The sequence below is a fragment of the Mucilaginibacter sp. genome (genome assembly GCF_039207105.1).
In the GTDB taxonomy this organism is placed as follows: Bacteria; Bacteroidota; Bacteroidia; order Sphingobacteriales; family Sphingobacteriaceae; genus Mucilaginibacter.
Genome location: NZ_JBCECK010000058.1, coordinates 1 through 24,689 on the forward strand (window position 1 = coordinate 1; position 24,689 = coordinate 24,689).

Consider the following 24,689-nt stretch of genomic DNA (forward strand, 5'->3'; position numbering starts at 1 on the left):
CCTTTGTTATTGCCGTAATTGCTAATGATGGAGTTGGTTTGCTGCCATTCCATACCCAGATTCACTTTCCAGTTTAGGTTTTCTTTGGGCAGGCCTGCCAGCTCAAAATAGGTGCGGAAACCAAAGGTGTTTTCGCTGCGCTGCTCAAAATTGGTGATGAAGGGGTTGGCAAAATCAACATGGTTGCCAAAAACAGCCAGCACGTTGCGTATCCGGTCTGTAAAATGATACTCGTTAACCAGTCCACCCAAATACATGGTGGTAGTAATGCCAATATGCTGTTGCAGGGCTCCGGGTACAGCAGGCGTTGGCAGCCTCGCCAACCGCGGATCGGTATTGAACTGTGCCAGTGTTAAGCCACCCGGTGTTTCATAAGCCAGATCAGAGTACAATCCTAAAAAGCGCAGTTCATTTTTGCCGCTATAGTTCCATTTGTCGGCCACCTGTACGTAGTTGCGACTCATATTACTATTTTGCCGATAGCCCTGATAGGCCTGATAACTTTGGTTGATGCTGAGCATGTTTTTACCAAACTGCTGCTGTATGTTGGCCTTTTCGTGGAATAACCCATAGGAGCCGGTATTAATACCGATTGAGCGGTAGCTGCTATCGGCATAACGGTTGGTTGGGCTCAGCAGCATTACGCCGCCGGAGTTAGCTCCGAACAAACTGCCGTCCGGACCTTTTAATATTTCGATGCCGGGCACGCTGGCAATATCAATGCTGTTTAAATAAGTGTTTCCGCCGGCATCGGTTAAGGGTATTTCATCAAAATAAATCTTCACATCGCGTACCCCAAATGGTGATCGTAATAAACTCCCCCTGATAGATAAACGGTAACTCCCCGGCGACCGCTCTTCGGCCCGTATACCCGGCACGGTATTCAACGCGCTCACAAATGAATTATCGGGTTGTAATTTCAGCTGAGTAGCTCCCAAAACACTTACAGATGCGGGCACAGTAATAACCGGCTGCTCGCTCAGGTAACCCTTTACGGTAACGGTTTGCAAATGTGTGGTGTCTCTTTTAGCAGTAGCTTTTTTAGTTTGTGCACTGGCAGCAATTGTGGCTGCAAAAGCCAACACAAGGGCAGTATAAGTTTTTAACATAAACAGATAGGTAGAGTCCAAAAATATGTGTTTTAACTTGTAAAACCATAGGTTTAGTTGTGCGTCTTGTAGTATGTTTGTTAGCTGATGTAAGCTGAAAGCTTACCACATGCCAACCACGAGATACGCTGCGCTAATCTCGCGGTAGTGGAATCTTCTGATCTTTAAAGTTGTTTAATCGTGATTCAGACAATTTTTTGACTCCTCACACCACACTCCCCGCACCACGCACCCAAAACCCGCACCTCTTCACTAAATATTACACCAGTAAGTCCACTTGATAACCAGCTGGCGGTTTTTAACCGTGTAGGGCGACGGAATGGAATTATCACCATAAACAATAAAAAAGTCGGATGCCGGTTTGTAACGCCATTGCATACGGATGTTGGTATTGATGTTTTTAACCTGCCCGTTGTATTGAATATAGGTAGTAAAATAAAGTGTATTGCTTACGGTAACATCGGTACGCGGGCCAATGAGCCAGAAACTGGTATTACCGTAAGGTTGCGGCAGCTTAAGGTCATTGTAGGAGCTGTTGATGGCAATATTTACATACGGCTGAAAGCGGTAACCCAACTGACCAATGATGCTTGTTTTATGCCCGTTTTGGTAGTAGCCGCCATAAGCAGCTTCGGCCAGGTATGTGAACAGGGCCTGTGGTTTTGATACAAATTGAGCATCAACCGTGTTCCAATGGTTTTCGGTGCCGATGGGCAGCGGTGTTTTACCTGTATTGGTTGGGTCAAACGGAACCAATAGTTTAATATAATCATTAATGCCAGATAATGTGAAGACGCTACGGTTACGCATGGTGATAATGTAGGCCAGGGTGCTTTCATTATCGGTACGTTTAAACCGCTCGTCGAAGAAATAATTAGAAGTTAGCTGCACCCCGTGGCTCAATATATCGCCTGATTTTGGGAAGAAATTACGCAGCAACAGCGGACTGATCTTGTTATAGCCTGTACGCGGTACGTAGCCCACACCGGCGGTGTAGTTTTTGCCAACGTACTCTTCCTGTAAATATGCAGTCCAGTATTTACTCAGGTATTGGAGGTGACCTGCAGCTACAAAATCATGCCCCTTTAAACCGGGCGAAAATGATTTTATACCCAGTAGCTTGCCCGTTAACAGGTTGTTTGACGATGCCAGGTTAAACTCCATACCCACGTTGCGGTTGTATTGGTTGCCTGGTGTGGTGCTACCCGTAGCATCTTTATTAATGATCATGAAACCGATGTTGGAGCGGGCAAATACCCGGCGCTGTAGGGTAAGCACGCCAAAATTTTCGGCGGGCGATGCGGCAGCTTCCGATGCGCCTGTTTGTATGTCCATGAGGCCTACGCGCCAGTCTTTATCAATTTTACCAGTAAGCCTGGTACCAAACTGGATGGGGGCGTTTAGCCCGATGCGGCGCGAGAAAAAGGGCCTGATATCGGCATAGCCAAAGTTGGCAAACAAGTCGCCGTTCTCTAAAAAGAACTGGCGTTTTTCCGGGAAAAAGAGTTCATAACGGTTCAGGTTAACCACCTGCTGGTCCACATCTACCTGCGAAAAATCGGGATTAACGGTAAGGTCGAGGTTAAGGGAGGAGGTTAGGCCAATCTTGGCGTCGCCGCCTATTTCTTTTTTCCAGGCGGTACCTGTTTTATCCTGATAATCTTTAGAGATGCCGCTCAGCGCATAAGGGATCAGCGAAATGTTGGTGCCCGCATCGGGCGGTAATTCGTCCCAAACTAATGAGCCTGTGTAGGCCAGGGAAGCGGTAGGGAATTGCCTTGGTACAGGTGCCCAGCTTGATTTTTCGGTGGTTTTTAAATCGTTACGACTAAAGTTAATACCCCATACACCAACGCCTTTTTTATAACGGATGGTTTTAAAGGGAATGGCGGCCTCAAATATCCAGCGGTCGGGATAGTTTTTTACTACCGATGTCCATTTGTTATCCCAACTCAGGTCAACCTTGCCGCCCTCGTACATGGTACCATCCCACTGGGCCCCGGCGGCGTTGGCGCCAAAGCTAAAGCCATCGGTTCGGGCATCAAAAGGGTCAAGGAAAAATATGAAGTTATCGTTTTTTACAAAGTTAAAATCCCGCTTCAGCGACTCTACCATGTACTGGCCCTCGCCTTTGTTATAGCAGGTGGCTATGATGTACAGGTTATTGTTATCAAAGGTCATGCGCACTTCGGTATGTACCGAGGCTTTGCTGGTGTCCATCGGGATAACCATATAAAAGTTACTGGCCGAGTCGGCCTTGAGCCAGGCATCGTCCATAATGCCGTCAATAACAATGGGGCCGGCTGCTCGCCGGATATGATATTGAAAGGCCGCGTTCTTTTTTTGGGTTTGGGCGGATACTCCGTATGCCAGTAAGCAAAACGACAGGAGCGTTAATAATATTTTGCCTGGAGAAAAAGTAAAGGTTAAGTTCAAAATTAAGGCTTGTTTGTTTTTTTTAAATCGATTTACTGGCAAGGGAAATTTAAGCATTATGCGTTAATAAGCGGGGCTGGTCTTTGTAATGTATTTGATACGAAAGGACCGGGTAACAGTAGGTATACCATCGATTGCATGATGTTTAACATCAAATTGCAGCAAGCTTTTGATCATCTTGAACGTCAATAAATTGGTTTATAAATAGTGTACGATTAACACCTTTGATGCCGTGAATATAACGTTGTTTTTTTAATTAAGGAAGAGTTTTTTTGGGGGGTGCGGTGAGTGTGAGGAGCGGGGAGCGAGGTGTAGGAGTGAAGGATTCGGGGAGTGTAGTGTGGATGCGAGGTGAGCAAGTAAATGGTTGTTTATTGTTTTTTGGCGCCTATCTTTTGAATATTGACAACTGTTTTTAAAATAAATCGATATTTATTATCACCTAAATCCCCAACCCCATGTTCATCACCGGATAAGTCATCTTGAAATACGCCAACGGCATCTATAATCAAATTGTTGTTCTTTTGTGAGCTAACCGCTTTAAAATCCTCAAGGAATTTAGGGTTAAGAAAAATGTGATTAGGTAGGTATAGATTAGCACTTATGTTTTTGCATGAATCTTGTTCAGCGTGTAAATTCCCCTTACTGTCATAAATAAACCGAGTGTATACTAATTCATTTTTATGATTGAGAAGCTCACATGAAGGAGTGAAGTCAAATTCAAGAATTGGCGGTGGAAATAGTATCTGCGATCTTTTTTGCCCAAAAGCAAACTGAATTGTGATAACCAAAAAAAAAGTTATACTTAAGATTCTCATCATCTTCAATGCTTCACCTCTTTTGCATAAAGCTTTTCACCTGCTTCAATAGCTACGGCCAGGCGGTTACCATCTGGTGGTTTTGGGCAGGTGTAGCCATTGCCAAACGCACAATACGGATTGTAGGCCTTGTTAAAGTCGATCACTACGCTGCCATCTTTAAAATCGCCCAGTAGAAGGTCAATATAGCGGCCGCCGCCGTAGGTGGTTGAACCATTGGTATCGTCCATAAAGGGCAGAAAAATATAATCACTGTACTGCGGGTTTTGAGATAGCATGGTGTTTTTGTACACTGTAAGCTCCAGTGGCTTGCCTTTGAGTGTGAACTTGAGCAAGGCATAAGGGGTATGTTCTTTACCGGCTCCGCTAAACACCGGCATAACAAAAGCCTGGGCGTTTACCAATAGCTGTACTTTGGCGGTAACGCGGTAAGTGCTGTCTGCATCATAAAAACGCAAAAATTGCAGGTCTTCCTTTTTGAGCGGTGAGCGCGGATCTGTCAAAAAATCGGCCATGTATGTTTTGCGGAACTCAGCTATCTGGGTTTTATGATCCTGCGCTAAGCAATTGATCGACGTAATTAACAGTAAAAGCAGCAGGAGTTTTTTCATGATGAGCATTTGATTATCTGGGCAAAGATAGGTAAAATGGAGGAGTTGATTGGGTTTACACGGGTGTCCTCGCTCCTAAAAAATAAAAAGTAATGGGATTGAGCGATTCCCTCCCTTGGGGAGAGTAATAGCTCATAAATAGGCATAACTTTGATTCGCATGGTTTACAAGTGACTCATCCGGTCTACGCTTCGCTTGACGGCCTCTCCTCTCTTCGCCTGCGGCGGAAAGTGGGCAAGGAAAAAAGAATAAAGAGGAAAGAAAAAAATTCTTACCTTCTTTCCAGCGAAGCTGAAGAGAGGGTCGACAAGCGTAGCGATGTCGGGGTGAGTCGATAAACAGCTTGATTTGATGAAACTGTCAATTCATGGGCTATTACCCCTGGGAGGGTGCAGGGAGGGGTTTTATCAACAGCCCGATTCATTTGAATGGCGTATAAACCCCTCCCTGCCACAACATTGTTCCATCGCACCCCTCCCGGGGGAGGGAATTAAAAATCTGCCGAACGCCTGTGGTGTCATGAACATTTATCTGCTGCTAAATACCCGAAACGTTTTACAGAAAATTATATTTGCCTATTGAACCTATAATACCAATATTTATGGAGAGTAAACCACTAAGAAGCCGGCAATGGTTTGGAAAAACGGGTAAGGACGGCTTTATATACCGTGCCTGGATGAAAAATCAGGGTATCCCCGCACACCAGCTACAGGGGAAACCGGTGATTGGTATTTGCAATACGTGGTCGGAGCTTACGCCCTGCAACGCGCATTTCAGGGAATTGGCCGAATCTGTAAAGAACGGTATTTATGAGGCCGGTGGCTACCCGGTAGAATTTCCCGTAATGTCATTAGGTGAAACCTTGATAAAACCTACCGCCATGTTGTACCGCAACCTGGTGAGTATGGATGTGGAAGAATCTATCCGTGCCAACCCGGTTGATGGGGTGGTGCTGCTTTGCGGCTGCGATAAAACCACGCCCGCCCTTATTATGGGGGCCTGCAGTGTGGATATCCCGACCATTGTAGTATCAGGCGGGGCCATGCTTACGGGCAAATACCGCGGACACGACATTGGCACATCAGATATCTGGCGCTTTGCCGAAGATCATCGTGCCGGTCACATGAGCGACGAAGATCTGTACACCGCCGAAGCCTGCATGGCCCGCAGCCGTGGGCATTGCGCGGTAATGGGTACGGCCTCAACAATGGCTTGCATGGTAGAGTCATTAGGGCTCTCATTGGCCGAGAATGCTGCTATTCCTGCTGCCGATTCGCGCAGAAAAGTGTTGGCGCATTTATCAGGTAACAGGATCGTTGATATGGTTCGGGAAGATTTGAAACTATCAGACATACTCACCCCTCAGGCTTTTGAAAATGCCATCAGCGTAAACGCGGCCATCGGCGGATCAACCAATTTTATCATCCATTTGCTGGCTATTGCCGCCCGGATAGGGGTCGACCTGAACATGGATGATTTTAATACCACCGCTAAAAAGATACCGCTGCTGGCTAACCTGCAGCCATCGGGCCAGTATTTTATGGAAGATTTTTATTATGCCGGTGGTTTGCCAGCCCTGATGCGGGAGCTGCATGAGGTATTGAACGAAGATGCTATTACGGTTACCGGCAAACCCATTAAACACAATTACGAGCACAGCGAATGTTTTAACCGCGACCTGATAGGTACCTGGAAAAAACCTTTCAATGAGGTTGCGGGTATTGTAGTACTGAAGGGGAATTTGTGTGAGAATGGCGCGGTGATGAAACCATCTGCGGCAAGTACCGAATTGATGATCCATACCGGCCGTGCCATAGTGTTTGAAGATATTGAAGATTACAAGAACAAAATAAACGACCCTAACCTGGAAGTTGACGAAACCAATGTACTGGTGCTCAAAAACGTTGGCCCTAAAGGTTATCCCGGCATGCCGGAGGTGGGCAACATGTCTATCCCCAAAAAACTGCTGGATAAAGGCGTGCGCGATATGGTGCGGATATCTGACGGGCGCATGAGCGGTACCGGCTTTGGTACCGTAGTGCTGCATGTTTCTCCGGAGGCGGCGGTAGGCGGTACGCTGGCCGTTGTACAAAACGGCGATATTATTAGTCTGGATGTTTACGCGGGCACCCTGCACCTGGAGGTGAGCGACGCCGAAATTAATGCCCGCAAAGAAAAGCTGGTTTTAAATACCAACATCAGCAAGCGGGGCTATGTACACCTTTATCAAACACACGTTGAGCAGGCGCACCTGGGAGCCGATTTTGACTTTTTAAAAGGTGGCTCCGGTAGTGAAGTGGTAAGGGATTCGCATTGATTGGTTATTGAATTGATGATTGTCATTGCGAGCTAAGCGTGGCAATCGCGTTCTGTACAGAGCATATAGGTATGGTTCGCGGTTGCTTCGTTCCTCGCAATGACAAAGAGAGATTTATGTAGAGAGAAAGACTTACGAAGTTTTAAAAACTTCGTAAGTCTTGTAGGAATAGTTCACGGTTGCTTGGTTCCTCGCAATGACAATTTTTAATTAATAGAGACTTACGAAGCTTTTAAAACATAGTAAGGCTGATAAAATCCAAAATATGACAAACGGAAATTTTGCCGGACAGGTAGCCATTGTAACGGGTGCAGGACTGGGGATAGGTTTTGAAATAGCCAAACAAATAGCCCTGCAAGGTGGTGCTGTATTAATCAATGATGTAAACCCGCAGCTGGCCGATAATGCTGCTGAAGCCATCGTAAAACTGGACGGCAACTGCATCGCTTTGGGTGGCGATGCAGCTGATATTGATTTTATTCAGCATATGGTTGATACTGCGGTAAAGCACTTCGGCAAACTTACCATTGCCATAGCTAATGCAGGTATTACTTTATTTGGCGATTTTTTGAATTATCCGGCGCAATCATTACAAAGCGTGATGAACCTGAATTTGCAGGGTAGTTTCTTTTTGGCGCAGCGTGCGGCAAGGCAGATCATTCAGCAAAAAAGCGGGGGGAGTATATTGTTTATGTCGTCGGTAACAGGGCACCAGGCTCATAAGGATTTGGCGGCTTACGGCATGACCAAGGCCGGGCTTGAGATGCTGGCCAAAAGCCTGGTGGTTGAATTGTCGGAACATCAGATCACGGTGAATACTGTAGCACCGGGCGCTACCCTAACCGAACGAACGATGGAAGATGCCGCTTACCAGGATACCTGGGCACGCATTACCCCTATGGGCAGGGCTGGTACCGTACAGGATGTGGCCAACGCGGTGCTGTTTATGGTATCGCCGCAGGCCAGGCAAATAACCGGGCAAAATATAGTGGTAGATGGGGGATGGTCGGCAGTGAGCACATCGCCTTATTAAGGGGAATATAAAGAACTTGTCATTTCGATGGAGCATGGGCAGGTTATGAGCGTTGTGCGACGGAGAAATCTTATGCAACACACTGGGCAAATTTGCAAGCCGTATAAAATTTCTCGCTATCGCTCGAAATGACATCCCCCTACATCATCAATCAAACTTGGCCCGCAGGCGGTTCCATTCGGGATGGCGCTTGAGGTAAGATATGATGTAGGCGCAAAGTGGTACCATTTTTAAATTATTCTGCTCAAGGTATAGGAAAGTTTTTTCAACCAGGTCGGAAGCGATGCCTTTACCTTCCATTTCTTCGGGTACTTCAGTATGTATCAGGTATACGTTGTCGCCGCGTTTTTTATAGTCAACAAAAGAGCGGGTACCTTCAACTATCAATTCGTAGTTATGAATGGGCACATTATCAATAAGAGGAATATCCGGATATTTCATATATTAAGGCGTTGTTTAAAAAGTACAATAAAAAAATAATTAAACGGTAACATACCGGTATTATTTACATCTGAAAGTAAAGATAAATGCGGGTATCCATATCACCAACATAAGTAATTTTAATTAATGATATTTGTTTGGAGCATCAAATAAATTAAACATTAAGCCGTTTTGTATACTGGTTAAAAATGAATAGTAAATGCACAGTTGCTGTTGTTTATTTCCTTAAATTTTTAAGTAGTTTTGATTTGTATTCCTACTTTTACACAATTTTTATAAAGTTACCTTAAAGCACATTGTATTTCACCCGAAATGAAAGCTATTGTTAAACCAGCTAAGCAGTTATTACTACAGTTTGTGCTTTTGTTACTGGTTACTGCCGGTGTAGCTCAGGTAACGCAGCCACATTTAACCGTCAGGAAACCAGTAAAGCGAAAACAACCAATGGCTCAGCCAGCCAAAATTCAGGGAAGCGCGCAATTCAGGGAGTTTTCACAATTATTGAACCAGGCAAGTGTCGTTTTTACTTTTCCAAAGGGATTTAAGGAAGTACCGGCGGTTAACAATGAGGATTTTTCTTTTGACTATGCCATGCAAATGCCAGGTAAGGACTTTGAGGTTTGGTTTCAGGTAAAATCGCAAAAAGAAAACTGGGCCAGCTATGAGCGCTCAGATAGTGATAACGGCAAGCAACTGGCCAATCCCGATTCATTGTATATCGATATGGGCAAGGCGCATGCCTCGACTTTTACCGGCGACAGGAATTACTTTGTGCGCAATATGCCGCAAAATGTACTTGACCGGTACAACGCTGATGCAGGCAAATCATACCTGCTGAATTTGCTCGATCTGCCTGCTACCAAGCATTATAAATACGCTTTGCTGATCACCCTACAGCGCAACCATACCGGCACCATCGTAATGGTTTGCTTCACCAATGAGAAAGACCCCGAGTTTTTCAAAAATATTGACCGGGCTACTAATTGCCTGAAGTTTAAGGTGTAAGGGGAATTTTCAAGACGTGTAATTTACTCCCCCGGTCTACGCTTTGCTTGTTGACCGCGGTGGAAAGTGGCGCTTGAGGAAATTTGTCATTGCAAGGAAGAACGACGAAGCAAGAGCCTCACCCAACCCTCTCCAAAGGAGAGGGCTTTTAAAATATCTTTTTAAAGTCTCCCCTTTTGGGGGAGACTTAGAGGGGGCTTATTGCCGCACTGTCGCTCGCAATAGAAAAATATTTTTCACCCTCTTTCCAGTGAAGCTGAAGAGAGGGTCGACAAGCGCAGCGATGTTGGGGTGAGTCGGTAAAGCAGCTGATTTTCTAAAATTATTTTACCAAAATCACAAATGTTAATAAGTTGACAGTTTTGAACCAAAAGTTCGGGGCCGAAACTATATTTTTGCAGTTGGTGCATTTTGCGCTTTTTTAAATCCACTTTTATAAATGGCAGACGCAGTTAATTATAGTGAAGATAGTATCCGCTCGCTGGATTGGAAGGAACACATCCGCTTACGCCCCGGTATGTATATCGGTAAACTTGGCGATGGTTCGGCTTATGATGATGGTGTGTATGTATTGCTCAAGGAGATCATTGATAACTCGATAGATGAGTTTGTGATGGGATCGGGCAGAACTATTGAGGTTAACATGAGTGACCATAAGGTATCTGTTCGTGACTATGGCCGCGGTATACCCCTGGGTAAAGTGATTGATTGCGTATCAAAAATAAATACCGGTGGTAAATACGATAGTAAGGCTTTCCAGAAATCAGTAGGCTTAAATGGTGTGGGTACCAAGGCGGTTAACGCGTTGTCAAACGTATTCACAGTACAATCATACCGCGATGGCCGTACCAAGCTGGCCGAGTTTGCCAAAGGTGAGCTGATTCGTGACGAAGCCGAAAAGGAAACTACCCAACGTAATGGTACCGCCATAAACTTTACACCGGATGATACCATTTTCAGGCATTACCGCTTTATACCTGAGTTTGTAGAGAGCATGATTTGGAATTATGTTTATCTTAATTCGGGCCTGACGCTTAATTTCAACGGACAAAAATATTTTTCGGAACGGGGACTTTATGACCTGCTTACCCGCCATACCGATGCTGATACGCTGCGCTATCCCATCATTCACCTCAAAGGAGAGGATATTGAAATAGCCATGACCCACGGGCAGGCTTACGGCGAAGAGTACTATTCGTTTGTGAACGGACAAAACACTACCCAGGGTGGAACGCACCAGGCTGCCTTCCGCGAGGCAGTGGTTAAAACCGTACGTGAGTTTTACAAAAAAGAATATGACGCGGCCGATATCCGCGCATCAATAGTAGCTGCCATTGCTATTAAGGTACAGGAGCCGGTGTTTGAATCGCAAACCAAAACCAAACTGGGCTCGCAAAATATTGGTCCGGAAGGACCAACGGTTCGTGGTTTTATTAACGACTTTGTTAAAAAAGAACTGGATAACTACCTGCATAAAAATCCGGCTGCTGCCGATGCACTGCTGAAACGCATCCTGCAATCGGAAAGGGAACGTAAGGATATTGCCGGTATCAAAAAGCTGGCTAATGACAGGGCCAAAAAAGCATCATTACATAACCGTAAACTACGTGATTGTAAGCTGCACTTTGAAGATACCCACGAGCGCCGCCAGGATACCACCCTGTTTATTACGGAAGGTGACTCGGCCAGCGGATCCATCACCAAATCGCGCGATGTAATGACCCAGGCCGTATTCAGCCTGAAAGGTAAGCCGCTTAACTGCTACGGACTTACCAAAAAGGTGGTTTACGAAAACGAGGAATTTAACCTGCTGCAGCACGCCCTGAACATTGAGGATGGCCTTGATGCACTGCGCTATAACAACATCGTGATCGCTACCGATGCCGATGTGGACGGTATGCACATCCGCTTGTTGCTCATGACCTTCTTTTTGCAGTTCTTCCCCGATCTGGTAAAAGCTGGTCACGTATTTATATTGCAAACGCCGCTGTTCCGCGTACGTAATAAAAAGGAAACCATTTATTGCTACAGCGATGAGGAACGCAGGAACGCTATTGCCAAACTGGGCAACAAACCCGAGATAACCCGATTTAAAGGCTTGGGTGAAATATCGCCCGAGGAGTTTGGTTTATTTATTGGCAAGGATATGCGCCTTGACCCGGTGATACTTAAAGATGCCAACATCAAAGGCCTGCTGGAATACTTTATGGGTAAAAATACCCCAAGTCGCCAGTTGCATATTGTAAACAACCTGCGTGTAGAAAAAGACGACGAAAGCATTAACCCGCTGATTGCGGCGGAAGCAGAGGATTTAGCACTGCCGGTAGCAGTGTAATTGCCTGAACCTGGATTTGTGGGATTAAGGGATTGATTAGATTTCTTCTTTTTAAATTTTTGTAGAGACACATCACATGTGTCTCTTTTTTTATGTCTGAACTTCAAATATTCCGAAGATTTTCAGTTCCCTCCCTCGGGAGGGGTGAGGTTGGTTAGTGTATGGCAGGGAGGGGTTTATACACTATTTCAAAAATCTTGTTAAAGAAACCCCTCCCTACACCCTCCCAAGGGAGGGAATCGCGCTGCCCCAAGGCTTTTTTATAAATGTTCAGAAGATTTTCAATTCCCTCCCAAGACTCACCCGGTCTACGCTTCGCTGGACCACCCTCTCTTCGCCTGCGGCGGAAAGAGGGTAAGAGAAAAAGGATGATGGATAAAAGACAAAAAGATAAAAGAAATTATTGCTTCACCCTCTTTCCAGCGAAGCTGAAGAGAGGGTCGACAAGCGAAGCGATGTCGGGGTGAGTCGCGCTTTTTCAAGGCTTTTTCCAAAACAAGCTGCTGTTGTTGGTATGATAGGTGATCACGTGGTATCTTTTACCTGCTGATGTTTCAAACCTGTCGGGCTTAGGGTCTTTACTGCCTTCGGGCAACAGCTCCACATAAGTAAAAACTTTGCCCTTGGTAATGGTTTGTGAGTTGTATTCACTTACCACCGGGCATATCATTCTGTACAGATGCTCGGCCAAAAAGGTGTACACATATTCCTCCTTTTTGGTAGGGATGTTATGGTAGTTGGCTGTGCTGTTTAAAATAATGGGCCGGCCATCAATTATGCGCTGCCTTACTTCCGTTACACTTAAAAAAACGCCTTTCTCATCTTTCATGTAGGCGTTTTCCTGCGGATCCATGTATATCCATTTGTTGAGCGAATCAATATATAAAGCGTTAACCACATGCCCGCCATGCGCTACGGGGTAGGCCCCGGAAAAACATATCACGCTGCGCGATTTAAAACCCATTGATAAAAACACATCGTTCATACCTATAGAGAGCACGTAACAACCCTGCCCAACCTTATGTGTGCGGTAAAAAGCGATCACGTTCATGGCGTTCAACGAATCGATATTTAAAGTATCCTGATGCGGTACCTGGTTGTGAAACCAGTTTAATAAACGGATAGCTTTATCAGTTTGCGATCCTGCTCCGGCAACAGAATCAAGGTTAAATGTTTTTCGTAGTTCAGCTAATTGTGCATTTGAGGCAGACTGGTAAGTAAAATCAGGAAAAGTTTGGGCATCGGTGTTATTGTAAGGTCCTGTTTTGCTTAACTCCTGTACATGCTTATAATTTTTGTACGATTGCGCCCATGACTGTGACACTACAGTAAGCAGCAGGCAACTTATTATAAAAAGCTTTTTCATTGTAATTAAATGCTTGATTTTGAGCAAAGAGAGATATTAGGAACCTCATTTTTTTTATTTTTAGCTAAGCGGCCGATAGGGTGTCGTCAATAGGCAGTTAACGGACGCTAAACTTATTCGTGGCAAAAAAATGCCTGTTGAGGGTAGGTAATCGGTTATTGGTAAAAAAATTATCCGGGCAAATAAAAAATCAGCATTTTTCCAATTATGTCGGCATTCAGAAATATTCATTACCGGGATTTGATAAGGCATGCCCTGTTTTGGCTGGCCTATATCTTATACACGGCGGTAACCTATAAATGGACAGATGTAGACGAGCTGGGATTTATGCTTCCGCCGCAGATCATCGGCATATTTATTCCCCTGACTATGGTAATTACCTACGTAAACCTGCTGGTGCTGATGCCCCGGTTGTACAATCGGAGGCGCTACGTTTTGTACGGGTTGTTCTTTTTATTGCTGATTATAAGCGGCGGTATTTTGGCCCGGGCGCTTACTCATTATTTTATACTACCATGGGAGGCGGTTCATGATCCCGCCAGGTATAAAAAAGAGATAAAGGAACTGTGGATACCCATAAGAATTGCCCGCCTTGCGTTTGATATGGGAGTTGTAGTTGTAATTACGATGGTTTTCAGGATGATGAGAGATCATATCCAGCGAGAAAAACTTTTGCGGCAAATCGAAAAAGAAAAATTTACGGCCGAACTTAACCTGTTAAAAGCTCAAATAAACCCGCATTTTTTATTCAATACCTTTAACAGCCTGTACGCGCTCACGCTCAACAAATCAGACCTGGCCCCACAATTGGTGCTCCAAATATCACAACTGATGCATTATATGCTCTATTCCACATCGGGCGATGAAGCGGAGCTTAACGATGAGGTCAATTACCTGAAAGATTATATCAGTATTGAGCAAACCCGCTTTGCCAACCGTGTAGAGGTATCCTTTCAGTGCGCCGGGGTCGCCGCCGGTATAAAAATAGCCCCGCTGCTGCTGCTGCCCTTTGTGGAGAATGCGTTTAAACATGGCGTTGAAGAAGGTTTGGGCTGGGTAACCATTAATCTGAATTACCGGGATGGATACCTTTTTTTTAAGGTTGATAACAGTTTCATCAATAAAGCCATTCCGGGTAAACCGGGAATTGGGTTGGCCAATGTACAACAGCGGTTAAATTTGCTTTATCCCGGCAGGCATAGCCTTAGTATTACCAAAAACGAGGAATCGTTTGAGGCCGAACTTAAAATAGAATTATGAAAACGATAAACTGTATAGTTGCTGATGATGAAGAACTTGCCCGCGGCATTATTGAGCGTTATATTGCCCAATTGCCGCAACTTAGGCTGGTAGCCTCATGTACTAATGGAGCTGAAACTTTTACAGCTTTAAAAAATAACAAGACCGATCTGCTTTTCCTGGATATAAAAATGCCGCAGTTAAGCGGACTGGAGCTTTTGCGTTCGGTTAAAAATCCTCCGCCGGTAATATTAACCACTGCCTTTAGGGAGTATGCCCTGGAAAGTTTTGAACTTAATGTAATTGATTATTTGCTCAAACCAGTTCCGTTCGACCGTTTTTTAAAGGCCATTGAAAAATATGAAAGCCTTACCAATCCCGGAGGCTATACCGAGCCTCAACAGATCAGCCCTGAAAATGATATAATGGAGGCATTCATCTACATTAAGGCCGACAAAAAAATGGTACGGGTTTTGCTAAGAGACATTCTGTTTATTGAAGGACTTAAAGATTACGTGCAGCTGCACACTACCAATCGTAAAATAATAACCTACCAAACGCTCACTTATTTTGAAGAAAAATTGCCCGTAAGTCATTTCGCGCGTGTACACCGGTCGTTTATTATCGGGCTTAAACATATCCGGTCCTACTCAGCAACCGAAGTTGATATAGCGGGTAGCATTATCCCGATAGGTAATACTTATGCCAAAATAGTATTGAAACAATTGGGTGAGCACTGATTGTTGTCTGAACCACGATTTTTTAGGATTATGAGATTGCCGGGATTTTTTTCAATTCCCTCCTTGTGGAGGGTGAGGTTGGTGTAATGGCAGGGAGGGGCTTATTCGCCATTCTAAACGAATAGCTCTATCGATGAAACCCCTCCCTATACCCTCCCAGGGGAGGGAATCGCGCGATCCCATGCTTTTTGCCTGAACGTTTTTGTTGTCTGAACCGAGATTTTTAGGATTACGGGATCTATTATTTTAGGACTAATAGATGCAAATGATAAATTGCTTAATAGTGACCTTCTTATTAAAGGATTTATGGAACTTTGTGCTATAATTAAATATGGAGATTGATGTGAAATTTGAGAAATAATTTAGCTAAATATTTTAATGTGTGAACTAGGTAAACAAAAAGATAATATTTAGTGAAAATTTAATTCTAATCATTATATTCACTCAATATTTAAACCTGTTTCACGTTGCTAATGAGCATTCTTACCACTAAGTCTCAAATAAATATTGCATCTGCGCAAGATTTGCATAATAAGAATTATTACTGTTCGTCTATTCATTGTTCATATTACAGTTGCATTCAAAATATAATGCATATTATTTTGTTTAATGTTGGGATAGATAATGAGAAGTTGAAAAGTGATTTTAGGGATTTTAAAAAAAAGAATCCTGAGAATCCAGGCGGTTTACATGAATATTATATTAATGTGACTGTGACATATTTGAAATCTAAAAAACTTGATGTGATTTCGTTTAATAAAGAAATATTTAAATTAAAAAAAACAAGAACAGAGGCTGACTACTTAAATATAGAAATGGGATATGACGATAGTAGATACTCAATTCAAAAAGCAGACACAATAAATAAAATTCTACAAAAAGCTTTTTAAATATGTCATCAATAGAATTTATAAAATCACAACTTAGTGATATCATTGGTCAATTTCCGGAGATAAGGGCTAGGTACGAAAATGATGAAATAAACAATACGCATATAATCGAAATTACACCAAGCGAAACTTATAATAACAGTACTGATTTTAAGATAATTGAAGAAAGTATAATTTTTAAATTTATAGAATTATATCCATTTGAAAATGTAGTTTTTTTGGCAGGAGATGATGAATATAAATTGAAAAAAGTAGATTTTGAATATATAGGGTATGACCACTTTAAAAAGCCTTCTTTTTTTTATAGCCCCAAATGGCTTTTGAGTGTACATCATAATAATACTGATAATAATGCCATAGACAATTTATTTATTAATTATGATGCTGAGATCGAAACTCACTTTAAAATGAAGATTAATCTTAATTCAAAAAAAACGATATCTAAATTAATCCGTTCTAAAATTTATAAAAGGGTTGTTTCAGCTATAGACACAGGAAAATTAAATATTCTACCAGATAACAAAGATAATACCAAATACGATGATGGTGATGTTGAAAATAATTACGCACTATCAGCATAAATAAACATGTCAGAAAAACACACATATAACCTAGAGCACATTTTATTGCTTAATAGCTCTTTTACTAGAACTTGGAATATTGATTTTGAAAGTAAAGAGTTTGATAGCTCTGTGGATATTGAAGTGGAGGATAAAAGATCAGATAATACTTTAACTGTGGTCGTAAATCTTACTTTTACAGCGGGGACCAATAAAGAGAAACAAATTAATGCTTATATTCAAATGGTGGGAGTATTCACAACTTCTGAGAGTTTGGATTTGGATATTGATAAATTCGCAACAGTAAATGCACCAGCTATAATTTACCCGTTTATAAGAGAGCACCTTTCTTCTCTTTCTGTTAAAGCCGGAATTAATCCTATTTTATTAGCCCCAGTTAATTTTGTTAAACGTTCACAAAGCGAAAAGAATAAATAAATCAACAGGTTTCTATATCAAATCATAAAGGTGTCTGTATGGTTACCTAACGCTGAATTTGCGGTTAGATTATATCGACTCTTTCATTAACGAGATTTATAGACGGATGGGTCGATAATATTTCGTATATTTACAATAACAGCCCGGTTTTCTGAAATAGTAGAAAACCGGGCTGTTTGCTTAAAGGGGACAAAGCAAAAAAATAACCGGAAATTTTTTCATTAAATTGATTGCCAGTTAATTAAAACTTTTTAAAGCTTTTGAAACGTGCTAAAACCGCATCAAAAAGTGTTAAAAGGGCTGTTTTTGAATAAAAAATAGAGGTTTTCGACCATTTTTTGATCAAAAATGCGAGCAAAAAGTGTTAAAAAACGATTTTTAAAAGTATGCGGGATTGCAGGTTTGTAAAACTTTAGTGAGATAAAACTTACGGTTAAAAAAATACACCAAATTTGAATATTGCTTTGAGCTTATAAAATAATCCTTATCTTGTTTCCCCCGGTTTTTTTAAGGGGGAGATTTTATGATAAACCACGAGATAAAGATTGCTTTTGACGAATATGATTCGCTAAAAGAACTGGAACCCGCCGATTATGATTTGTGCCAGGAGGCGGCCAATGCATTAAAAAATTCGCATTCACCATATTCAAAGTTCCGGGTAGGGGCGGCCTTGCGCTTGCAGAGCGGAAAGATAGTTTACGGCAGTAACCAGGAAAATGTAGCCTACCCGTCAGGCCTTTGTGCCGAGCGTGTGGCACTGTTTTACTGGGGCGCCAATCACCCTGATGATCCGGTTGAGGCTATGGCTGTTACAGCGCAAACAGATGAGTTTTTGCTCTCCAAACCGGTAACATCATGCGGCTCATGCCTGCAGGTACTGGCCGAAGTTGAAAAAAAGCAGAACAAACCTATCAAGGTTATCTTATATGTTGAAGAAGGACCTATATGGGTAATAAAAGGAATAGAAAATCAACTGCCATTTTTATTTTTTGAAGAACGACTAACTACTTAACCAATGAAATCAAAACTGTTATTATTTTTCCTGGCTTGCCTTTTTTCATCAGGCGTGTATGCTCAGCAAGGCTTTCCGTTTGATAACGAGATCAGGGCATTTAAGCACCAGGATAGCATAAGTGCACCCAAGCCTAATGGCATATTATTTATCGGCAGCTCATCCATACGTCTTTGGGCCGATCTGGAACAACGTTTTGCCGGTAAACCAATTATCAAACGCGGGGTTGGCGGCTCAACCATTGAACAATTGCTTGACTATTATACACCCTACATATTGTTCCCGTATAAGCCACATAAAATATTTATTTACGCCGGCGAAAATGATATTGCTGCCGGTAAATCAGCTGTTTTTGTTTCGGAAGAATTTACCAAACTCTGGGATATGATACATCAGAAACTCCCTAAAACGGAGATCTACTATATGTCGATAAAACCGAGCCCGGTACGTGCGAAATACTATGCCGAGGTTGCCAAAGCAAATGATATGATAGAAAGCTATTTGAAAAATAAGCCACACAGCCATTTTGTAAACCTGGTTCCGGCTATTTACAAGCCCGGCACAACAAGCCCCGACTCCAGCTTGTTCAAAGGCGATTACCTGCACCTTAACCCTAAAGGGTATGATAAATGGCAGACTGTATTACAGCCACTGGTAAATTAACAACATAATTAAGTCTTCTCCTTTGGAGAGGATTTAGGTGAGGCACAAAAAAAAGGCCCCGCACCACGGGGCCTTCTACTTACATACATATTAACACTAAACTAAAACTAAACTTATTTAAAAACGCTGTAAACGTTGGTTATTTTCCAGCCTTTACCGGTGTTGGTAACGGTTACCATATTGGTGCGTAAAAAACCTTCAAACTGCATGTCAACTTTTACAACTGCCATAGCTTCATTGCTTTCAACAACAGAAGTAGTGGTAGTGCAATCCTGTTCTGTATTTTTTACGTCGTTTAATGATTCAAGCATTTCGTCTTTTGAAAAATTCAATACCTGCTTGCCGCGCATCATCGTGAATTTTACGTCCTGATCTAATACATCTTTCAGGCCTTTTACTTTGCCATGTGTCATGGCATCTATATAAGTATTGATGGCGTAGTTTTTGGTTAGGTTATCGCCATCGGTATATGTATTTGCTTTTGCAACACTGCATACTACAAGTAAAGCTAAGCCGAGTACTATTGATTTTAAGGTTTTCATTGTATGGTTATTTAAGTTGATGATGATTATTAATTAATTTTATACTGTTAAGACAACAGAAGTATACCCTACGTTACAGATAACACTATAAATATTCACGATTTAACAATCATTTAACATATTGCCTGTTATTTTAAATACTTGGCAATAAAAAATATAGTAAGCTATCCTCATGGTTGATTTTACTACCATTATTTTGCAATTCGGCGAACAGGGCGAGAAAACCGGGTGGACCTATATTGAAATCCCGGCCGATCTGGCACAGCAAATGAAACCCGGTAACCGGAAATCGTTCAGGGTAAAAGGTAAGCTGGATGAATTGCCAATAGCTGGTATGGCCCTCATGCCTATGGGCGAGGGTAATTTTATACTGGCCTTAAAACGCGAAATATGTAAAGGCCTCCACAAACATCGTGGCGCCATGTTGCGGGTACGTATTGAGCCTGACGATGATTTCAAATACGTAATACCGGCCGACCTACAGGAATGCTTTGAGTTTGAACAACCCGAAGCCTGGGAGTTTTTCAGCAGCCTTGCCGAGAGTCATCGCGGCTACTTTATCAAATGGATAGACAGCGCCAAAACTGAAGTTACCCGGGCCAACCGCATAGCCAGCACCATTAACGCTATGGTACGCAGAATGGACTATGGGCAAATGCTAAGGGAGCAGAAAAAAGCAAGGGAATAATTTTGCAAATCCTTTGTTTTTTATCTTTTAGGCCTTTTCGGTTAATAGCTCGATTATTAAATCGTCAGTTAGTTCTTTTCTATCCCATTTTCCATTGCTTTCGGGGAAAGCTGTTCTGCAATAGCCTGCTTTGTTTTTAAAATCAAATATGGCATGGCAATAATTGTTGATGAGCAAAGAAGCAAATTGCTCATCTTCCGTCCAGACAATTTTAATGTTACAAGGTTTTACTTTATCAACTACGTCACCAACATTATAAATATGTACTGCATCTAAAATTTTTACTTGAGGTTGAGTTTCGACTGCATAAAAGTACCCTGTATTAAGATCGTCTTCAAAGATTACACCATGTTTAAATCCGTAAGAATTACTGCTATAATAAGTGTCTTCTCCAACTATAAAGGTTTCATCTACTGATAAGGTCATAGGTGAAAGTATAAAAAAATAATTCAAGATTGTTATTCATCTGAAATACTTGCTCAATTATTTGCATTTATATAAGTACTTATATAAATTGCATCATGAATTTATATCAAAGTCTCGGGTATTTGGTTTTAGGCAGCAGGCTGCGCCGCCTGAGTGAAGCTTTTTTGGCCGAAATTAACCGTGTATATCAAAAAGAAGGTATTGATTTTGATGCCAGCTGGTTCCCGGTATTTTATTTACTGTCAAAAAATGAGGCCTTATCTATCAAAGAGTTAAGCGAGCAAATAGAGGTTTCGCACCCGGCTGCAAGCCAGTTGATTACCAATTTAAAAAAGCGTGAACTGGTTACCAGCGCTACTTGTAATGATGATGGCCGCAGACAATTGGTAACCCTGACTGATAGTGGCAAAAAGTTACTCACTCAAATTTTACCCGTATGGGATGCCATCAGTGCGGCCATGACCACACTTGTGGAAAGCGACGATACTGCGCAGCAGTTATTACCCGCCATCACCGCTTTGGAAAGTGCTTTTCGGCAGGCTAACCTGGCCGATGCAATCAGCCAAAACTTAGCTAACAACCTAAAACCTGCACGCCATGAATAGTATATTTAATTACGGTACAGACCATTTAACCATAGGTATTTGCCTGGATATAGCAGCAGGCAAAACAAAAGGTATTATTAATGCCACTGCTGAAGAGGTTATCCTTACATCATGGCGAGAGGTAGAAAAAATTGTACACGCCCATCATCCGGTTTACGGAATTAATACTGGCTTTGGGCCGCTTTGCGATACCCGTATATCCGAGGAAGATACCAGCCTGCTGCAAAGCAATATCCTCAAAAGTCATAGTGTGGGTGTAGGTGCACCCATTCCGCAGGAAATTGCCAAACTTATGCTCATCACCAAGGTTCATGCCCTGGCGCAGGGGTATTCAGGCGTTGCTCCCGAAACATTGAAACGCATCATCTGGCATATCGACAACGATATTATCCCGGTAGTTCCGGAAAAAGGTTCGGTAGGGGCCTCCGGTGATCTGGCGCCGCTATCGCATTTGTTTTTACCCCTGATAGGCTTAGGTAAAGTTTATGAAAACAATGAACTGATACCTGCCGGTGAACTACTAAAAAAACATAACCTGCAACCATTGGTATTGGGCCCTAAAGAAGGGCTTGCGCTTATTAATGGCACACAGTTTATCCTGGCATTTGCAGTGAAAGCGGTACAAAGGCTAAACGATGCCCTGAACCGTGCCGATCTGATTGGCGCATTATCTTTAGAAGGGCTAATGGGTTCGGCAAGACCGTTTGATGCTCGCCTTCATGCCATTCGTCCGTTTAAGGGAACTAAAATGGTAGCCGACAGATTATTTACCCTGTTAACCGGTTCCGAGATCAATTCATCGCACATTAATTGCGACAGGGTGCAGGATCCTTATTCCTTAAGGTGTATGCCTCAGGTACACGGCGCATCGCGCAATGCCTGGTTGCATCTCAAAGAATTAACTGAGATAGAACTGAATTCAGTAACTGATAATCCGGTAATTTTTAATGCCGATGATACCATCAGCGGTGGCAATTTTCATGGCCAACCGCTGGCCTTACCGCTTGACTATGCTACCGTCGCCGCATCTGAATTGGGCAATATAGCCGACAGGCGCTGTTACCTCATGAGCGAAGGTCGTTATGGTTTGCCCAAGCTGCTCACCAATAATGCCGGGCTCAATTCTGGCTTAATGATACCCCAGTATACTACGGCAGCTCTGGTCACCGAAAATAAGACCCTTTGTTTCCCGGCCAGTGCCGATAGCGTGCCAACTTCGCTGGGGCAGGAAGATCATGTTTCTATGGGTTCTATCAGTGGACGAAAGCTGCACCAGGTAATTGATAATCTGGAGTATATACAGGCTATTGAATTGTTATATGCCACGCAGGCTGTTGATTTCAGGAGGCCGTTAAAGTCAACCCCAGTTATTGAGGCGATACACAGTAAAGTGAGAGAGCACGTGCCGCACATACAGGACGATCGTGTTTTTGCCGATGATATCAACAGTTTACATCAAATAATTACCGATGGCTCTTTGCTGGCAACTGCCAACGAAACAGCCTTTCAACACCATATAAACCTCAGCCATGACGAGTTCGGAATTTATTAAAACCTATGCCAGCCACCCGGTGTACAAGGCACCACGTGGTATGCAGCTGCATGCTAAAAGCTGGCAAACAGAAGCGCCCTTACGCATGCTGCTCAATAATCTGGATGGGCAGGTAGCCGAAAATCCTGATGAACTGGTGGTATACGGCGGCATAGGCCAGGCAGCCCGCAACCCGGAAGCGCTGCGTAAAATTATTGAGTTACTACTGGAGTTGGATGAGCATCATTCGCTGCTGATCCAATCGGGTAAGCCGGTGGGTATTATCCGCAGCCATCCCGAGGCACCAAGGGTATTGATAGCCAACAGCAATCTGGTACCGGCCTGGGCTAATTGGGAGCATTTTAATGAGCTGCGTGCCAAGGGTTTAATGATGTATGGCCAAATGACTGCGGGCAGCTGGATATACATAGGCTCGCAAGGTATTTTGCAAGGCACTTATGAAACTTTTGTGGAATGCGGCAATCAGCATTTCGGTGGCCATCTGTCGGGTAAATTGATCGTGAGCGCAGGTTTAGGAGGCATGGGTGGCGCTCAGCCTTTGGCCGCTACTATGGCTGGCGGTGTTTTTTTGGGTGCTGATGTGGATGAGTCGCGCATACAAAAACGGGTGGATACCCAATATATCGACCGGATGACAGATTCGTACGATGAAGCCATCATTTGGATAAAAGAAGCCATCGCTAAAAAAGAAACCCTATCGGTTGGGCTGGTAAGTGATGCCGGTGATATGCTGCAAAAATTGCTGAATGATAATATAATTCCTGATATTTTAACTGATCAAACATCAGCACATGATCCGCTAAATGGATATGTACCCAACGATCTATCATTAATTGAAGCTGATGAATTACGCAAAAGTAACGCTGAGGAATATAAAAGACGCTCTCTTAAAAGCATGGCCCGGCATGTAGGTTTGATGCTGCAACTGCAGCAGAAAGGCGCTATCACATTTGATTACGGCAATAACCTGCGCGAGTTTGCCTGGCAGGGCGGCGAACCTGATGCTTTTAACTTCCCGGGATTTACACCTGCCTATATTCGCCCTTTATTTTGTGAGGGTAAAGGACCTTTCCGCTGGGTAGCTTTATCCGGCGATCCGGAAGATATTTATACTACAGACATGGCTTTGATGGAACTATTCCCCGAAGATAAACCTCTGATCAAATGGCTTAAAAACGCGCAGGAAAAGATAGCCTTTCAGGGATTGCCTGCGCGAATTTGCTGGCTGGGTATGGGCGATAGGGAAAAGGCCGGGTTGTTATTTAACGAGCTGGTAAAAACCGGCAAGGTAAAAGGGCCAATAGTGATCGGTCGCGATCATTTGGATTGCGGCTCGGTAGCATCGCCAAATCGTGAAACAGAAGCGATGAAGGATGGTTCAGATGCTGTATCTGACTGGCCGCTGCTCAACCTGATGGCTAATGCAGCGGGTGGTGCCACTTGGATCTCTTTCCATCATGGCGGCGGTGTGGGCATGGGCTATTCGCAGCATGCTGGTATGGTAGTGCTGGCCGATGGTACCGAACGTGCCGAAACATGCCTGAAACGGGTGCTGCACAATGATCCTGCAATGGGTATATTCCGCCATGCCGATGCCGGTTATGATAAAGCACAGGAATGGGCAGACAGGTTTGGGTTGAAGGTGTAAGCCCCACTCAACCCTCCCTTGGGAGAGTAATGACCCTTCAAAAGTCATAATCATTGGTATGGTATGGCTATAAAGTTACTCACCCGGTCTACGCTTCGCTGGACCACCCTCTCTTCGCCTGTGGCGAAAAGAGGGCGAAGGAAAGGATAAAAGATAAAAGAAAAATTCTTTTACCCTCTTTCCAGCGAAGCTGAAGAGAGGGTCGACAAGCGTAG

Annotated in this window: 23 protein-coding genes; 15 read left to right on the top strand and 8 right to left on the bottom strand. The window is 43.3% G+C overall.

The features are described 5' to 3' along the window. From AAGC65_RS13325 to AAGC65_RS13340, 4 genes are all read right to left on the bottom strand, one after another. On the bottom strand, positions 1–1,109 hold a 1,109-nt coding region (locus AAGC65_RS13325), incomplete at its 3' end, for a TonB-dependent receptor plug domain-containing protein (RefSeq protein ID WP_343112950.1). 252 nt (positions 1,110–1,361) lie between these two features. Further along, positions 1,362–3,545: a DUF5916 domain-containing protein gene (locus AAGC65_RS13330; RefSeq protein ID WP_343112951.1), complete on the bottom strand. Its 2,184-nt coding sequence runs from the start codon at positions 3,543–3,545 to the stop codon at positions 1,362–1,364. A 371-nt stretch (positions 3,546–3,916) separates the two neighbouring features. Then, entirely contained in the window at positions 3,917–4,366 is a 450-nt protein-coding gene (locus AAGC65_RS13335; RefSeq protein WP_343112952.1) for a hypothetical protein, read from the bottom strand. 2 nt (positions 4,367–4,368) lie between these two features. Then, positions 4,369–4,974 carry a DUF1684 domain-containing protein gene (locus AAGC65_RS13340; protein WP_343112953.1) on the bottom strand — a complete coding sequence of 202 codons (606 nt, stop codon included), beginning with the start codon at positions 4,972–4,974 and terminating at the stop codon, positions 4,369–4,371. Positions 4,975–5,575: 601 nt separating this feature from the next. On the opposite strand from AAGC65_RS13340, the gene AAGC65_RS13345 reads away from it, so the two are divergent. Both AAGC65_RS13345 and AAGC65_RS13350 read left to right on the top strand, forming a co-directional pair. Continuing rightward, a complete protein-coding gene (locus tag AAGC65_RS13345) occupies positions 5,576–7,291 on the top strand; it encodes an IlvD/Edd family dehydratase (protein ID WP_343112954.1) in 1,716 nt (571 codons plus the stop codon). Positions 7,292–7,556: 265 nt separating this feature from the next. Next, positions 7,557–8,324 (top strand): SDR family oxidoreductase, encoded by a 768-nt coding sequence (locus AAGC65_RS13350; RefSeq protein ID WP_343112955.1) that lies wholly within the window; start codon positions 7,557–7,559, stop codon positions 8,322–8,324. Between the two features lie 147 nt (positions 8,325–8,471). Here the strand turns inward: AAGC65_RS13350 and AAGC65_RS13355 are convergent, their stop codons facing one another. After that, positions 8,472–8,765 carry a GNAT family N-acetyltransferase gene (locus AAGC65_RS13355; RefSeq protein ID WP_343112956.1) on the bottom strand — a complete coding sequence of 98 codons (294 nt, stop codon included), beginning with the start codon at positions 8,763–8,765 and terminating at the stop codon, positions 8,472–8,474. A gap of 312 nt (positions 8,766–9,077) precedes the next feature. On the opposite strand from AAGC65_RS13355, the gene AAGC65_RS13360 reads away from it, so the two are divergent. Together AAGC65_RS13360 and AAGC65_RS13365 are read left to right on the top strand one after the other, a co-directional pair. After that, entirely contained in the window at positions 9,078–9,770 is a 693-nt protein-coding gene (locus AAGC65_RS13360) for a hypothetical protein (protein WP_343112957.1), read from the top strand. 439 nt (positions 9,771–10,209) lie between these two features. Continuing rightward, the gene (locus AAGC65_RS13365) at positions 10,210–12,105 is read left to right on the top strand and encodes a DNA topoisomerase IV subunit B (protein WP_343112958.1); all 1,896 of its coding nucleotides are present in this window, start codon (positions 10,210–10,212) and stop codon (positions 12,103–12,105) included. Positions 12,106–12,583: 478 nt separating this feature from the next. On the opposite strand, the gene AAGC65_RS13370 is transcribed toward AAGC65_RS13365, so the two are convergent. Next, positions 12,584–13,471 (bottom strand): hypothetical protein, encoded by an 888-nt coding sequence (locus AAGC65_RS13370; protein WP_343112959.1) that lies wholly within the window; start codon positions 13,469–13,471, stop codon positions 12,584–12,586. Positions 13,472–13,678: 207 nt separating this feature from the next. Here AAGC65_RS13370 and AAGC65_RS13375 point away from each other — a divergent pair, with 207 nt between their 5' ends. From AAGC65_RS13375 to AAGC65_RS13405, 7 genes are all read left to right on the top strand, one after another. Then, on the top strand, positions 13,679–14,731 hold the full coding sequence (locus tag AAGC65_RS13375; RefSeq protein WP_343112960.1) for a histidine kinase: 1,053 nt from the start codon (positions 13,679–13,681) through the stop codon (positions 14,729–14,731). Beyond that, positions 14,728–15,450 carry a LytTR family DNA-binding domain-containing protein gene (locus AAGC65_RS13380; protein WP_343112961.1) on the top strand — a complete coding sequence of 241 codons (723 nt, stop codon included), beginning with the start codon at positions 14,728–14,730 and terminating at the stop codon, positions 15,448–15,450. Before AAGC65_RS13375 ends, AAGC65_RS13380 begins: the two co-directional genes overlap by 4 nt. 473 nt (positions 15,451–15,923) lie before the next feature. Continuing rightward, positions 15,924–16,340, top strand: coding sequence for a hypothetical protein (locus AAGC65_RS13385; RefSeq protein ID WP_343112962.1), 417 nt, complete (start codon positions 15,924–15,926; stop codon positions 16,338–16,340). 2 nt (positions 16,341–16,342) lie between these two features. Further along, positions 16,343–16,921, top strand: coding sequence for a hypothetical protein (locus AAGC65_RS13390; protein WP_343112963.1), 579 nt, complete (start codon positions 16,343–16,345; stop codon positions 16,919–16,921). 6 nt (positions 16,922–16,927) lie between these two features. Then, positions 16,928–17,338, top strand: coding sequence for a protein-export chaperone SecB (locus AAGC65_RS13395; protein ID WP_343112964.1), 411 nt, complete (start codon positions 16,928–16,930; stop codon positions 17,336–17,338). 523 nt (positions 17,339–17,861) lie between these two features. After that, positions 17,862–18,350, top strand: a complete 489-nt coding sequence (locus AAGC65_RS13400) for a cytidine deaminase (RefSeq protein WP_343112965.1) — start codon at positions 17,862–17,864, stop codon at positions 18,348–18,350. A gap of 3 nt (positions 18,351–18,353) precedes the next feature. Beyond that, positions 18,354–19,013 carry a GDSL-type esterase/lipase family protein gene (locus tag AAGC65_RS13405; protein ID WP_343112966.1) on the top strand — a complete coding sequence of 220 codons (660 nt, stop codon included), beginning with the start codon at positions 18,354–18,356 and terminating at the stop codon, positions 19,011–19,013. 113 nt (positions 19,014–19,126) lie between these two features. Here AAGC65_RS13405 and AAGC65_RS13410 read toward each other — a convergent pair whose 3' ends face one another. After that, positions 19,127–19,555 (bottom strand): nuclear transport factor 2 family protein, encoded by a 429-nt coding sequence (locus AAGC65_RS13410; protein ID WP_343112967.1) that lies wholly within the window; start codon positions 19,553–19,555, stop codon positions 19,127–19,129. Positions 19,556–19,727: 172 nt separating this feature from the next. Here AAGC65_RS13410 and AAGC65_RS13415 point away from each other — a divergent pair, with 172 nt between their 5' ends. Next, on the top strand, positions 19,728–20,243 hold the full coding sequence (locus tag AAGC65_RS13415) for a YdeI/OmpD-associated family protein (RefSeq protein WP_343112968.1): 516 nt from the start codon (positions 19,728–19,730) through the stop codon (positions 20,241–20,243). A gap of 27 nt (positions 20,244–20,270) precedes the next feature. Here the strand turns inward: AAGC65_RS13415 and AAGC65_RS13420 are convergent, their stop codons facing one another. Beyond that, positions 20,271–20,669 carry a DUF2251 domain-containing protein gene (locus AAGC65_RS13420; protein WP_343112969.1) on the bottom strand — a complete coding sequence of 133 codons (399 nt, stop codon included), beginning with the start codon at positions 20,667–20,669 and terminating at the stop codon, positions 20,271–20,273. A 95-nt stretch (positions 20,670–20,764) separates the two neighbouring features. Here AAGC65_RS13420 and AAGC65_RS13425 point away from each other — a divergent pair, with 95 nt between their 5' ends. The 3 genes from AAGC65_RS13425 to hutU are packed head-to-tail and all read left to right on the top strand — an operon-like array spanning position 20,765 to position 24,474. Beyond that, positions 20,765–21,274 (top strand): MarR family transcriptional regulator, encoded by a 510-nt coding sequence (locus AAGC65_RS13425; protein ID WP_343112970.1) that lies wholly within the window; start codon positions 20,765–20,767, stop codon positions 21,272–21,274. Beyond that, positions 21,267–22,826 (top strand): histidine ammonia-lyase, encoded by a 1,560-nt coding sequence (hutH, locus tag AAGC65_RS13430; protein WP_343112971.1) that lies wholly within the window; start codon positions 21,267–21,269, stop codon positions 22,824–22,826. The genes AAGC65_RS13425 and hutH overlap by 8 nt, the downstream gene beginning before the upstream one ends. Beyond that, complete coding sequence (gene hutU / locus AAGC65_RS13435; protein WP_343112972.1) at positions 22,804–24,474, top strand: urocanate hydratase; 1,671 nt, start codon at positions 22,804–22,806, stop codon at positions 24,472–24,474. The genes hutH and hutU overlap by 23 nt, the downstream gene beginning before the upstream one ends. Positions 24,475–24,689: the final 215 nt, after the last annotated feature.